General features: G+C 62.0%; 10 protein-coding genes and 2 tRNA genes. 10 read left to right on the forward strand and 2 right to left on the reverse strand.

Going from position 1 to position 14,029, the window contains the following annotated elements; all coding sequences use genetic code 11:
- Positions 1 to 43: 43 nt before the first annotated feature.
- Positions 44 to 253 (forward strand): cold-shock protein, encoded by a 210-nt coding sequence (locus tag AC07Y9_RS13845; protein ID WP_002554837.1) that lies wholly within the window; start codon positions 44 to 46, stop codon positions 251 to 253.
- 160 nt (positions 254 to 413) lie between these two features.
- Complete coding sequence (locus tag AC07Y9_RS13850; protein WP_256580946.1) at positions 414 to 1,796, forward strand: toxin-antitoxin system YwqK family antitoxin; 1,383 nt, start codon at positions 414 to 416, stop codon at positions 1,794 to 1,796.
- 103 nt (positions 1,797 to 1,899) lie between these two features.
- Here AC07Y9_RS13850 and AC07Y9_RS13855 read toward each other — a convergent pair whose 3' ends face one another.
- Positions 1,900 to 2,907 carry a DUF481 domain-containing protein gene (locus tag AC07Y9_RS13855; RefSeq protein WP_102680012.1) on the reverse strand — a complete coding sequence of 336 codons (1,008 nt, stop codon included), beginning with the start codon at positions 2,905 to 2,907 and terminating at the stop codon, positions 1,900 to 1,902.
- 164 nt (positions 2,908 to 3,071) lie between these two features.
- On the opposite strand from AC07Y9_RS13855, the gene AC07Y9_RS13860 reads away from it, so the two are divergent.
- From AC07Y9_RS13860 to AC07Y9_RS13875, 4 genes are all read left to right on the forward strand, one after another.
- Complete coding sequence (locus AC07Y9_RS13860) at positions 3,072 to 3,425, forward strand: MGMT family protein (protein WP_102680013.1); 354 nt, start codon at positions 3,072 to 3,074, stop codon at positions 3,423 to 3,425.
- 44 nt (positions 3,426 to 3,469) lie between these two features.
- Positions 3,470 to 5,047, forward strand: a complete 1,578-nt coding sequence (locus AC07Y9_RS13865; protein ID WP_102680014.1) for an AmpG family muropeptide MFS transporter — start codon at positions 3,470 to 3,472, stop codon at positions 5,045 to 5,047.
- Positions 5,048 to 5,176: 129 nt separating this feature from the next.
- Positions 5,177 to 6,892 (forward strand): proline--tRNA ligase, encoded by a 1,716-nt coding sequence (locus AC07Y9_RS13870; RefSeq protein WP_007923915.1) that lies wholly within the window; start codon positions 5,177 to 5,179, stop codon positions 6,890 to 6,892.
- A 17-nt stretch (positions 6,893 to 6,909) separates the two neighbouring features.
- A complete protein-coding gene (locus AC07Y9_RS13875; protein WP_007923917.1) occupies positions 6,910 to 7,863 on the forward strand; it encodes a hypothetical protein in 954 nt (317 codons plus the stop codon).
- Positions 7,864 to 7,928: 65 nt separating this feature from the next.
- Here AC07Y9_RS13875 and dinB read toward each other — a convergent pair whose 3' ends face one another.
- Positions 7,929 to 8,993 (reverse strand): DNA polymerase IV, encoded by a 1,065-nt coding sequence (gene dinB / locus AC07Y9_RS13880; RefSeq protein WP_102680015.1) that lies wholly within the window; start codon positions 8,991 to 8,993, stop codon positions 7,929 to 7,931.
- Positions 8,994 to 9,292: 299 nt separating this feature from the next.
- Here dinB and AC07Y9_RS13885 point away from each other — a divergent pair.
- From AC07Y9_RS13885 to AC07Y9_RS13900, 4 genes are all read left to right on the forward strand, one after another.
- A tRNA-Met gene (locus tag AC07Y9_RS13885) sits at positions 9,293 to 9,369 on the forward strand.
- A 187-nt stretch (positions 9,370 to 9,556) separates the two neighbouring features.
- Positions 9,557 to 9,633, forward strand: a tRNA-Met gene (locus tag AC07Y9_RS13890).
- Between the two features lie 279 nt (positions 9,634 to 9,912).
- A complete protein-coding gene (mprF, locus tag AC07Y9_RS13895; protein ID WP_087091467.1) occupies positions 9,913 to 12,561 on the forward strand; it encodes a bifunctional lysylphosphatidylglycerol flippase/synthetase MprF in 2,649 nt (882 codons plus the stop codon).
- Positions 12,561 to 13,856 carry a virulence factor family protein gene (locus tag AC07Y9_RS13900; protein ID WP_102680016.1) on the forward strand — a complete coding sequence of 432 codons (1,296 nt, stop codon included), beginning with the start codon at positions 12,561 to 12,563 and terminating at the stop codon, positions 13,854 to 13,856. The genes mprF and AC07Y9_RS13900 overlap by 1 nt, the downstream gene beginning before the upstream one ends.
- Positions 13,857 to 14,029: the final 173 nt, after the last annotated feature.

Below are 14,029 nucleotides of genomic sequence, written 5' to 3' on the forward strand. Positions count from 1 at the left end.
GCTTTTCCTGAGTCGCAGTTAACTTTGTCCAAGGAGATACACCATGTCTAATCGCCAAACCGGTACCGTTAAGTGGTTCAACGATGAAAAAGGCTTCGGCTTCATCACTCCACAATCCGGTGACGACCTGTTCGTACACTTCAAAGCTATCCAATCCGACGGCTTCAAAAGCCTGAAAGAAGGCCAACAGGTTTCTTTCATCGCTACCCGCGGTCAGAAAGGCATGCAAGCTGAAGAAGTTCAAGTTATCTAACTTGTACTGAAACAGTAAAAAAGCCCCGCCCTCAAAGCGGGGCTTTTTTGTGCCCGGATGTTTTTGCTTAATGGCACCCAGGCTATATGATCCGCCCCCCGGACAATCATATGGAAACTGCAGGATGCCGTTCATACACCGGAAGTTGTTGAGCGCAGCGGTGCTCACACTCGCCCTCCCTCTCGCACTCAACGCCACACCTCGCCCCGACCATCCAACGATCATCGTCGGCATGGATAGCGGCGCCAGCTACATTGCCAAGGACTCGCAGCAACAACCCGAGTTGCGACGCGCGGTACTGCTGGAGCTTTCCAGCGCCCATCGTTGCGGCAGCAACGAGGTTTACCTCACCCCTGAATCCTCAGGCATCCCCGCGGAGTCGTTCGGCCAGGTCCTGGAAGAAATCCAGCAACTGATCGATGACCAGACCCCACTCCTGCTGACCCTCTCGGACTGTGACGGAAAACGAGCCTTTTTCGAAAAGGTCCGGCCCTGCACCGCCCAGGAATGCGGCGAGCTGACCGCATCCCTGGTCGACGGCAAGCTCTACCTCGACGAGCGCTATGCGCCGACGGGCCAAGGCCAGGCCTCGTACTTCCTGTCGATGCCGATGAGCTACGACAAGCGGCAAAAAGCCTGGAACGCGAAAATCTTCTATGTCGAATCAGGCACCCTGCGCCGGGACTATTTCGTCAGCGCCGAGGACTTCGTTTCGGGCAAGGCTGTTCACGCTTCGAAAACCTACTATCCGGACGGTCAGGTCCGCCACAGCGCTGCCTATGACCTCAATGGCAAACGCCAGGGAGAGGCGCTGACCTACTCCGAGAGCGGTGTCGTGGTTAAACGCTCGAACTATCGGGATGGCCTCCTTGAGGGCTGGCAGAGCACCTACCACGACAATGGCAAAGTCGCCGAGTCCTACAACTGGCGCCAGGGCAAACGCGTCGACGGCGAATACCTGGAGTACGACGAGAACGGCAAGCGGGTCGGGCGCATCACCTACCGGGCGAATCTGCCGGACGGCCCGATCACCAGCTATTACCCGGATGGCAAGATCAAAGACAGCGGGCAGTTCGTTGCCGGCAAGAAAGTCGGCCCCAGCCCGTCCTATTACCCTGACGGCACACTGGAAAGCACAGTCGACTTCGTTGACAACCAGCCCGTGGGTTGGCAAATCCAGTACCACCCCAACGGCAAGGTAAAGCAGAAGCAATTCAACGACGAACACGGCACCCAGCGCAGTTATGCCCTCTGGAACGAACAGGGCGTGCAGACGCTTCAGTGGCAATGGGATGAACAGCACCGCGAGCAGGGCGACTTCAAGGCCTGGTACGACAACGGCCAGCTCAAGGAGCACAAGGTCTACAAGGACGCGAAACTCGAAGGCCCCGCCGTCACCTGGTACGACAGCGGTCAGATGGAATCATCGACCGATTTCCTGGACGGCAAAGAGCATGGCTGGATGCGCCTCTGGAACGAGGACGGCAGCCTGCAGAGCGAATGCCAGTACCAGACGGGCACCCGCCAAGGTGCATGCAGTTGAGGCTGACATAACGCAACGCTATCGAGACAGCACTCTTGCGCTGCCAAACAAAAAGTCCCGCGGGTGCAAACCGCGGGACTTTTTCATTTCCAGGCCTGCGAGCTTACCAGGCGACGCCAAACCCCGCGGTGTAACGGGTCTTGTTGAGGTCGCTGTCCTTGGTGCCGCTGATGATGTCCCGTTCGGCCTTGAGGTTGAGCGACGCCCATTCCGTGACCTTGTAGCGCAGGCCGATCTCGGCATCCAGGGCGTAATCGGCAATATTGGACAGCGGCCGCCCCACCTCGCCATTGGTAAACAACTCGACCCGCTTGCCAATCAGGTAACGGTTGTAGTCCCACTTCATGGCCAGCGAATAGAAGTTGTCTTTGCCGCCATCCTTGTACTCGTAGTCGGTGCGGTTGAGCAGCGAACCCAGGGAGAACGCACCCAATTCGTTATCCCAGAACTGGTAACCCGGACCGGTACCCACCACGCGCTGGCGCGCCAGCTCCTCGACCTTGTCACGCTTGTAGTTCAACCGCCCTTGCCAGAACCATTTATCGGTGAGGAAGCGGTCCAGTGCGTATTCGCCGCGCCAGTTGTCGGTGGTGACCACATCGTTCTGGAATTCGCGGTTGTACTCGCCTTCCGCCGTGTGCCGCCATTTGCCGTGGCGCGCCGAGGTCTTGAAGTCGATGTCGTAGTCGTCGGTGTCCTTTTCCGCCCGCTGATAATCCAGCGCCATATCGACATTGCCCTTCCACACCAGGTCCTCGACCACCGGCTTGGGCTTCATGATCTGCTGGATGCTCGCCAGCTCGACAGTCTTCGGCGCCTCGCCATTGGCCAGGGTGACCTTGCCGTCTTCCGCCGCGTGCAGGGACTTGGTCTTCTCGCCGGTGTAGGCATCCTGCTTGACCAGCAGTTCCTGATCGCTCTCCAGCGTCTTGACCTGCTTCCAGTCGATCGGGATGGCCCCGGCATACTCGGTCTGGATCAACAACTTGCCACCGTCGAACACTTTGATCTTGCCACTCAGACGGTCACCGTTCTTCAACCAGACGGTATCGGCGAGCAAAGGCGTGGCGGTACTGAAAACGGCAAGGCACAGCAGGGTTCTGGACAACATAAACAGATACAAGGCTCGAGTTCGCGAAAAAAACCGGCATTATCCACATGAATAAAACCTCAGGTAGGGACTGACTCGACTATCTATAGTGAGTTCAATTCTCAATTGTTAATAAACCCTTTGTCCTACAGACGGTTTACAGGCCTGCATCAGGAAACCCGAACGTGATCGAACCGCCCGACGCCGACCAAAGCCCCGCCGAAATCCGACGCACGGCGCTCTACCTGACCCTGGCCCAAGTCCCGGAAGGCAAGGTAGTCAGCTATGGGCAACTGGCGGAAATGGCGGGCCTGGGTCGCGCCGCGCGCTGGGTGGGACGCACCCTCAGCCAGTTGCCCGCCGACACCACCCTGCCCTGGCACCGCGTACTGGGCGCGGGCGGGCGCATCAGCCTGCCCGTGGGCAGCGCTTCAGGCGACGAACAGCGCGCGCGACTGCGTATGGAAGGTGTCTCGATCCTGAACAATCGTGTGGATATTCGGCGCCATGGCTGGCGTCCGGTAGAGCACAGCGGTTAGAGTGCGCGCTTTGTTTCCGTAATTCTTGAGGCAGACTCCAGCCCATGCCCCGTAAAACCTGGCGCGCCGCGCTCGCCGCCTATGCCAGCCCCTCGACGCTCGTGCTGTTGCTGCTTGGTTTCGCCGCCGGCCTGCCTTACATGCTGGTGTTTTCGACACTTTCAGTCTGGTTGCGCGAAGCCGGTGTGGCTCGCGAAACCATTGGCTACGCCAGCCTGATTGGTCTGGCCTACGCCTTCAAATGGGTCTGGTCGCCCTTGCTCGACCAATGGCGCCTGCCCTTGTTGGGCAAACTCGGACGCCGCCGCTCCTGGCTGGTCCTGTCGCAATCGCTGGTGCTGCTCGGGCTGATCGGCATGGGGTTCTGCGATCCACAAAAGCACCTGTCCTGGCTGATCGCCATTGCCGTTATCGTTGCCTTCGCCTCTGCCACCCAGGACATCGCGGTGGACGCCTACCGCCTGGAAATCGCCGAAGACAGCCGCCAGGCCGCCCTGGCCGCCGCCTATATGTCCGGCTACCGCGTCGCCGCCCTGCTGGCCACCGCTGGCGCCCTGTTCTTCGCCGAAGGTTTCGGCTCCACTGGTTTCAGCTATAAACACGCGGCCTGGACCGGCACCTACGTGCTGTTCGGCGTGCTGATGATCCCGGCCCTGCTGACCACCCTGTTCATGCGCGAACCGCCGGTGCCGCTGCGCACACAGCTGTCGGCCGGACGCTACAGTTTCGTGCACCAGCTGGTGTCGGTATTCGTGCTGATCGTGCTGCTGGTGTCCGTGCCGGCGATGTTCACCCAGCTCTACAACACCGACTTCGCCAGCGTGCTGTTCGAAGGCGCCAGCCTGCTGGACCTGCTACTGGAAGACCGGGCGTTCCTGCGCGCCATTCTCTATATCATCCTGACCTCGCTGTGCCTGTCGGCCATGGGCCGCCGCGGCCTGGCCCCGGTGCTGACGCCGGTCAACGACTTCATCCTGCGCTACCGCTGGCAAGCCCTGCTGCTGCTGGGCCTGATCGCCACCTATCGGATGTCGGACACGGTGATGGGCGTGATGGCCAACGTGTTCTACATCGACCAGGGCTTCACCAAGGACCAGATCGCCAGCGTCAGCAAGATTTTCGGCCTGATCATGACCCTGGTCGGCGCCGGCATGGGCGGCCTGCTGATCGTGCGCTTCGGCATCCTGCCGATCCTGTTCATCGGCGGCGCCGCCTCGGCCGCGACCAACCTCCTGTTCCTGATGCTGGCCGACATGGGCCCCAACCTGCAGATGCTGGTGGTGACCATTTCCCTGGACAACTTCAGCTCGGGCCTGGCCACCTCGGCCTTCGTCGCCTACCTGTCGAGCCTGACCAACCTGAAGTTCTCGGCGACCCAGTACGCCCTGCTCAGCTCGATCATGCTGCTGTTGCCGCGCCTGATCGGCGGTTATTCGGGGGTCATGGTGGAGAAGTTCGGCTATCACGACTTCTTCCTGATCACCGCCCTGCTCGGCGTGCCGACCCTGGTCCTGATCGCCCTGCACTGGTTCCAGGAAAACCGCCGCGCCGAACCGCCGCAAGCGCCCGAAGCCACACCGCCGGCCACGCCACCCGCTACAGCTGTCAACGAAGAACCCTAGGAAACCCCGGGGCATACCGGCATTCATCCGGTGCCCCGACCTCCCCCGGCCGCAATCCTGTACGCCAACGGTTCTCGCCCGTACAATGCTTCGTCATTTCTAGTCTTCAGCAACCGACAACGGCCTACCATGCGCACCAGTCAATTTTTGCTCGCCACACAGAAAGAAACGCCTTCCGATGCGGTCGTGATCAGCCATCAGCTGATGCTGCGCGCCGGCATGATCCGCAAACTGGCCTCGGGCCTGTACACCTGGCTCCCGATGGGCCTGCGGGTGATGCGCAAGGTCGAAGCCATCGTTCGTGAAGAAATGAACGCCGCCGGCTCGCTTGAAGTGTTGATGCCGAGCACGCAGCCGGCTGAACTGTGGCAGGAATCCGGTCGCTGGGAGGAGTACGGCCCTGAACTGCTGCGCTTCAAGGATCGCCACGGTCGCGACTTCTGCGCCGGTCCGACCCACGAAGAGGTGATCACCGATCTGGCCCGCAACGAGCTGAGCAGCTACAAACAGCTGCCGATCAACCTGTACCAGATCCAGACCAAATTCCGCGATGAAATCCGCCCACGCTTCGGCCTGATGCGCGGTCGCGAGTTCATCATGAAGGACGCCTATTCCTTCCACGCCGATCAGGCATCGCTGCAGGTCACCTATGACCGCATGCACCAGGCCTACTGCAACGTGTTCACCCGCCTGGGCCTGAAGTTCCGTCCGGTCGAAGCCGACAACGGTTCCATCGGCGGCGCCGGCTCCCACGAATTCCACGTACTGGCCGAGTCCGGCGAAGACGACATCGTTTTCAGCAACGGCTCCGACTACGCGGCGAACATCGAGAAAGCCGAAGCCGTGCCACGGGAAACCTCGCGCCCGGCGCCGAGCGAAGAACTGCGCCTGGTCGACACCCCTGACGCGAAAACCATCGCGCAGCTGGTGGAAGGCTACAACCTGCCGATCGAAAAGACCGTCAAGACCCTGGTGGTGCACGCCGAGGAAGCCGGCAAGCTGATCGCCCTGATCATCCGTGGCGACCACGAGCTGAACGAAATCAAGGCCGCCAACCAGCCTGGCGTCGCCAGCCCGCTGGTGATGGCTTCGGAAACCGAACTGCGTGACGCCATCGGCGCCGGCGCCGGCTCCCTGGGCCCGCTGAACCTGCCGCTGCCAATCATCGTCGACCGCTCGGTGGCCCTGATGAGCGATTTCGGTATCGGCGCGAACGTCGACGACAAGCACTATTTCGGCTTCAACTGGGAACGTGACATGCCGGTCCCGACCGTGGCCGACCTGCGCAATGTCGTCAGCGGCGACCCAAGCCCGGACGGCAAGGGCACCCTGGAAATCAAGCGCGGCATCGAAGTCGGGCACATCTTCCAGCTGGGCAACAAGTACAGCAAGGCGATGAAGTGCGAAGTGCTGGGCGAGAACGGCAAGCCGGTCACCCTGGAAATGGGCTGCTACGGCATCGGCGTGTCCCGCGTGGTGGCCGCGGCCATCGAGCAGAACAACGACGAGAACGGCATCATCTGGAGCGACACCCTGGCCCCGTTCCAGATCGCCCTGGTACCGCTGCGCTATGAAACCGAGCAGGTTCGCGAAGCCACCGACAAGCTGTACGCGCAACTCACCGCCGCCGGCTTCGAAGTGCTGCTGGACGACCGCGACAAGAAGACCAGCCCGGGCATCAAGTTCGCGGACATGGAGCTGATCGGCATTCCACACCGGATCGTGGTCAGCGACCGCGGCCTCGCCGAAGGCAACCTGGAATACAAGAGCCGTACCGAAGCCGAGGCGCAAGCGCTGCCGGTGGCTGACGTGCTGTCCTTCCTCCAAGCCCGTATCCGTCGCTGAAACCAGATAGAGAAGTCATGTTCAAGCGAAACACCTTAAGCCTCGGTGGCGCCGCCTTGTGCGGCGCCCTGTTGCTCAGCGGCTGTGCCAACCAGATGTCGCAACGCAGCGAGCACGAGGAACGTGTCGAGCGCAAATTGCTCGATCACAGCCTGCAGATCGATGTCGGTGAGCCTAAGGTGCTTGAGCTGCCGCAACGCCGGGTACGCATCCACGAGCAGAAGACCTTCGAAGTCACCGAGTTCGAAGTCACGCGTCGCTACGATCGCTACACGCCCTATCAACCCTGGCGGGAGCTCTACGAGATCCCGCTGGGTGCGGTAGCCGTGGTCGCGGGTGTCGGCGCCAACGTGGTCAATGTGTTTGCCCTGGGCAACCTGCCGGACAGCGTCACCAAGGACTGGATCAGCTACGGCGTGGCCGGCCTCAACCCGTTCATGAACGTGCAGTCCCACGGTCGGGCGCAGCAGAACCTGGCGGGGATCGATGAAGTCCAGCGCGACAAGCGCGTGGAGTATTCGAGCCTGCCCTGGAGCGAGCGTCCGGTGCAGGTCAAGGCCGGCAAGGAAACCCACGAGCTGAGCACCGACCGCAACGGCGTACTGCGCCTGAACCTGTTGGACAGCCCGTTTTCCGAACAGGACCTGAACCACATTGGCAAGCTGCAGATCAGCGTCGCGGATGCCCAGGACGACGTGCATTCCGACTCGTCGCTGGCCATCAGCAACACCCTGCGCGGCAAGCTGCTGGAAGCGCACAACCTGATCTACGACGACCTCGAAGATGACGAAGTGAGCCAGTGGGTGCACCGGGTCAAGCGTCTCTCCGAACTGGGCCTGGAAGAAGAAGCCAGCGAACTGGAGCAGAGCCTGATCGAGCTGACCCGCAACGATCCGGAACTGCAAAGCGAATTTCTCAAGTCGCTGACCAAGAACGCCGGCCGCCTTGTCGCCGACCCCGGCGCCCATTGATCAGATAACCATCGCGAGCCAGCCTGTTTCCGCACTGCGGGGGTGGGCTGGCTCGCGATGCTGTTTCAGGAACGGCTGAACAACTCCAACTGCTCATGCCCGCCACGCAGATCCTGCAAACGCACACCAATCCCCAATAACCGCACCGGCCTGTCCCCGCGCTTGAACGCCTGGGTCAAGAGCTGCCGGTAACTCTCCAGGTCCCGCCCTGCCCCCGCCTGTTCGAGCGTGGTCTGGGTGAAATCGTGAAACTTCACTTTGACGAAGGGCTTGCCCGGACGATAGCTGCTGTCGATTCGTTCGATCCGGCCGGCCAGGGTCTGCATCAGCTCCGGGAGTTTATCCAGGCAGCTCTGCAGATCGGGCAGATCGACGTCGTAGGTGTTTTCCACGCTGATGGACTGCCGGCGACTGTCGTTCTGCACCGGTCGCTCATCGATGCCCCGGGCGAGGTTCCACAACCGCTCGCCAAAACTGCCGAACTCGCGCACCAGCGCCAGCTTGCTCCATTCGCGCAATGCCTCGCAGTTGACGATGCCCAGGCGTCCCAGCTTGTCGGCCGTGACTTTGCCTACGCCATGCAGCTTGTTGACCGGCAAGGCCGAAACGAAGTCCTCGACCTGGTCCGGGGTGATCACGAACAGGCCGTTGGGCTTTTTCCAGTCGCTGGCAATCTTGGCCAGGAACTTGTTTGACGCCACCCCGGCCGACACCGTGATATGCAACTGGTTGGAGACCCGGCGACGAATGTCCTGGGCGATGCGCGTGGCGCTGCCGGCGAAGTTGGGGCTGTCGGAAACATCCAGGTAGGCCTCATCCAGGGATAAAGGCTCGATCAGGTCGGTGTAGTCGCGAAAGATCGTATGAATCTCTTTCGACGCTTCCCGGTAGGCTTCCATGCGCGGCTTGACGATCAGCAGGTCGGGGCACAGCGTCAGCGCATGCCGCGAGGACATGGCCGAACGCACGCCAAAAGCGCGGGCCTCATAGTTGCAAGTGGCGATCACCCCGCGTCGCTCCGCCGAGCCGCCCACCGCCATCGGCCTACCGGCCAATTGCGGGTCGTCGCGCATTTCGATGGCGGCGTAGAAGCAATCGCAGTCGATGTGGATGATTTTGCGCTGCGTCATATAAAGGCAGAGTTCATGGAAGCAAGAGGTCGATCACAAGACAGGGCGACAGTATCTCACCGAGAACTGTATATAGCACCAGTAGTTTGATTTCTCCTGCCTGCCACCAGAAAAATCGGAAGATGAATTTATTTTCTCAATCGGTCAAAGCCCCTCAATAGAGCTGAAAGCCTTGTGCAGCATGCCCTCAGGGTCGATCCAGGGGCGGTATTTTCAAGCTAAGCAATTGAACGAGAACAGTTTTTTTCGGCCAATCGGTTGACAGGCCGGCGATCCTCTGTAGAATGCCGCCACACAGACGCGGGATGGAGCAGTCTGGTAGCTCGTCGGGCTCATAACCCGAAGGTCGTCGGTTCAAATCCGGCTCCCGCAACCAAACATCAAAAAAGGCTACTCGAAAGAGTGGCCTTTTTTGTGCGCGCTCGTTTTGTTGTCGCGCAAAACAAAACCCTTTGCAGTACCGGGACTTAACCCGCCTTGCGAGTCATTCAACACTTATTTGACTCAATGGAGCATTAACGGTTGACACTCCGGCGTTCGTCTGTAGAATGCCGCCACACAGACGCGGGATGGAGCAGCCTGGTAGCTCGTCGGGCTCATAACCCGAAGGTCGTCGGTTCAAATCCGGCTCCCGCAACCAAACAACAAAAAAGGCTACTCGAAAGAGTGGCCTTTTTTGTATCTGTCGAAAAAATCTTTTCGCAACAATGACCTGGCAACCTCCCGTGAACCGTCAGTCACCTCCCCCACTCTTTCCAACCCGCTATGCTCATTGCCAGGCAGCCGCTTGAAAACGCTGGCCGTCCGGGCTCGCAGGGCCATGGTGAGACGCGTTAATATTTGAAACTATTTTTTCTGCAGGGATTGGTAACTTGGCTGGATACCCCCATCCTGTCGCGCACAATCCACGAGGTGATTGATGCGCGCCAACTCGTCTGACTCACAAGACACCGATACCGTTACAGCGAACCAACCGGTTGCGGCCACCCGCTTGCGCTGGTTGGAGCTATTGAGCAAATACCGCCAGCCCATCGGCATGGTCGTGACCCTGCTGCTGTTCGGCATCGCCCTGATTGCCTGTCGTCACCTGCTCAGCGAGCTAGATCTGTATGCCCTGCATGATTCGATCCTCGACGTGCCCAAGCCGGCCCTGCTCGGCGCCCTGGCCGCGACCGTGGTCGGTTTCGTCATCCTGCTCGGCTACGAATGGTCCGCCAGCCGCTACGCCGGGGTGAACCTGCCGCCGCGAACCCTGGCCCTCGGGGGCTTCACCGCCTTTGCCATCGGCAACGCCATCGGCCTGTCGCTGCTCTCCGGTGGTTCGGTGCGTTACCGCCTCTATGCCCGGCATGGCGTGGGTGCCGGCGACGTCGCCCATATGACACTGTTCGCCAGTTTGTCCCTGGGTTGCGCCCTGCCACCGCTCGCGGCCCTGGCGACCCTGAGCAACCTGCCCGCCGCCTCCGCCGCCCTGCGCCTCTCCGAAGGCCTGCTGGCCAGCATTGCCGGCGCCGTACTGCTGCTCTGCGCGATCCTGGTCATCGGTATCTACCGGCGCCGCCTGCCTGAACAGCCACTGCCGGACAACCTGTTGGTCAAGGCCGGGCGCCGTACCCTGCGCCTGCCTGGACGCCGCCTGACGCTCCTGCAACTGCTGATCACCGCCCTCGACGTCGCCGCCGCAGCCACCGTGCTCTATCTGCTGCTGCCCGAGGCACCGCCCTTCGGCGCCTTCCTGCTGGTCTACCTGCTGGCCCTGGCGGCCGGCGTGCTCAGCCATGTACCCGGCGGCGTCGGGGTGTTCGAAGCGATTCTGCTGGCCGCCTTCGCCGACAAGCTCGGCGCGGCGCCACTGGCCGCCGCCCTGCTGCTGTACCGGCTGATCTACGTGATCCTGCCGATGCTGGTGGCCTGCGTCCTGCTGCTGATCAATGAGGCCCAGCGCCTGTTCCAGACCCGTCAATCGCTGCGGGTGGCCTCGGGCCTGGCCGCACCGATCCTCGCGGTGCTGGTGTTCCTGTCCGGCGTGGTGCTGCTGTTTTCCGGCGTGACCCCGGAAATCGACACCCGCCTGCAACACATCGGTTTTCTGATCCCGCACCGCCTGGTGGATGCCTCGCACTTCGGCGCCAGCCTGGTCGGGGTGCTTTGCCTGCTGCTGGCCCAGGGCCTGCGACGGCGCCTGTCCGCGGCCTGGATATTGACCACCATCCTGCTGCTGGTCGGTGCCGTGCTCTCGCTGCTCAAGGGTTTCGACTGGGAAGAAGCCAGCCTGATGACCCTGACCGCCAGCCTGCTGGCGGTCTTCCGGCGCTCCTTCTACCGGCCGAGCCGCCTCACCGAACTGCCATTCTCGCCGCTGTACCTGGTGGCCAGCGTCTGTGTGCTGGGCGCATCGATCTGGCTGCTGCTGTTCGCCTATCAGGACGTGCCCTACAGCCATCAACTATGGTGGCAGTTCACCCTCGACGCCGATGCCCCACGGGGCCTGCGCTCGCTGCTGGGGGCCGCGGTGCTGCTGGTGGTGGTGTCCCTAACCTGGCTGCTGCGCACCGCGCGCCCGGTGATTCACCTGCCCAATGGCGAGGAGCTGGGCCGCGCGGCGAAGATCCTCATGGCCTCTTCCCAGCCCGACGGCGGCCTGTCCCTGACCGGCGACAAGGCCCTGCTGTTCCATCCCAACGACGACGCCTTCCTCATGTATGCCCGGCGCGGCCGCAGCCTGGTGGCGCTGTACGACCCGATCGGGCCGACCCAGCAACGGGCCGAGATGATCTGGCAGTTCCGCGACCTGTGCGACGTCCACCATGCGCGCCCGGTGTTCTACCAAGTGCGCGCGGAAAACCTGCCGTACTACATGGACATCGGCCTGACCGCGATCAAGCTTGGCGAAGAAGCCCGGGTCGACCTGAACCGCTTTGACCTCGAAGCCAAGGGCAAGGAGATGAAGGACCTGCGCTACACCTGGAACCGCGGTACTCGCGACGGTCTGGCGCTGGAAATCCATGAGGCCGGGCAGGCGCCGATGGACGAGCTGAAAGTCATTTCCGATGCCTGGCTGACCGGCAAGAATGTCCGCGAGAAAGGCTTCTCCCTCGGGCGTTTCAGCGAGGATTACCTCAAGCATTTCCGTATCGCGATCATCCGTTTTGAAGGACGTCCGGTGGCCTTCGCCAACCTGCTCGAGACCTACAGCCATGACCTGGCCAGCCTCGACCTGATGCGCGCCCACCCGGAGGCTCCCAAGCTGACCATGGAGTTCATGATGGTCGGCCTGATCCAGCATTATAAAAACCATGGGTATGCCCGCTTCAGCCTGGGCATGGTGCCGTTGTCGGGCCTGCAACCCCGGCGTGGCGCGCCACTGACCCAGCGCCTTGGATCGATGGTTTTCCGTCGGGGTGAGCAACTGTACAACTTCCAAGGGTTGCGCCGTTTCAAAGACAAATTCCAGCCTGACTGGGAACCTCGTTACATGGCCGTGCCCGCCGGACTGGATCCGCTGGTGGCACTGGCCGATACCGCCGCCCTGATTGCGGGCGGCCTGACTGGATTGGTGAAACGCTGATGATTCAACGCTCCTGGCGGTATGTATTAGCCACTCTGGTGGTGCTTGCCCTGATAGCAGGAGGCGGCTACTGGTACTGGAATCGTCCGGCACCACAACCGACCCTGGAACACCTGGCCCAGACCGATGGCTCGACCCTGACCCGTGTCACCCCGGCCGCCCAGGCCAAGGCCCGGGTCGCCGTGGCCGTCCTCGCCGACGAAGCCCTGACCGATACCCAACTCCTGGCCTTGAGCCGCGGCGGCGCGGCGCAGATCGTCCAGGTGATCCTGCCCAAGGACGACTGCAAGCTGCAGGAACAAGCCCTGCAGACCGCCCTTGGCCAACTCGCGGGCCCGGCGACCCTGGTCAGCGGCATCGGCCCTGGTGCCGCCCTGGCCTGGCGCTGGATCGCCACCCAGAACGACGACAAGGCCCAGGCCGTGTCGGTGGGCTTTACCATCAACCCGGCACCGGGTTGCACCGATCCATTGCCCAAGACCCTGGTCCACGGCCACTGGCTGGTGGCCTGGAACGACAACCCGGATGACGAAAGCGCCGGCTTCGTGCGTGACACCCCCAATGCCAGCACCAGCATCAGCGACTACGACATTCACCTGCCTCAGGTACTGAACAACGAGCTGCGCAAGCTGCTGGTAGGTTCGGACAACGGCGGCCTGAACATCCCGGTGGTCGAAGTGCCGGCCGGCCAGGCCAAGGACACCGTGACCCTGTTCCTCTCCGGTGACGGCGGCTGGCGTGACCTGGACCGTGACGTGGCCGGCGAGATGGCCAAGATCGGCTACCCGGTGGTCGGCATCGACACCCTGCGCTACTACTGGCAGCACAAGACCCCGGAGCAGAGCGCCACCGACCTGACCGAACTGATGCAGCACTACCGGCAGAAATGGGGCACCAAGCGCTTCGTGCTGACCGGCTACTCGTTCGGCGCCGACGTGTTGCCAGCCATCTACAACCGCCTGCCGGAAGCCGAGCAGCAGCGGGTCGACGCCATTATCCTGCTGGCCTTCGCCCGCACCGGCAGCTTCGAGATCGAAGTCGAAGGCTGGCTGGGCAACGCCGGCAAGGAAGCCGCCACCGGCCCGGAAATGGCCAAGCTGCCAGCGGCCAAGGTGGTATGCATCTACGGCGAGGAAGAAGTCGACGAAAGCGGTTGCACCGACAAGACCGCCGTTGGCGAAGCCATGAAACTGCCGGGCGGCCATCACTTCGACGAAAACTACCCGGCCCTGGCCCAGCGCCTGGTCAGCGTCATCGAGAAACGCCAGGGCAAGGACAAGGTCGTCGAAGAGTGATCTGAGCTACCCAGACAAGGCCCCCGCTGCCCACCGGCACCGGGGGCTTTTTCATCCTTGAAATCCCCCTCTGCGGGAGCGGAGCTAGCTCGCGATCAGCGCGGGCTGTCAGGTAGAGCGCCATCGCGAGCAAGCTCGCTCCTACAGGGGAAAGCGCCCTCCTCCAACAAAAA

The organism is Pseudomonas sp. GW456-L12 (assembly GCF_059424045.1).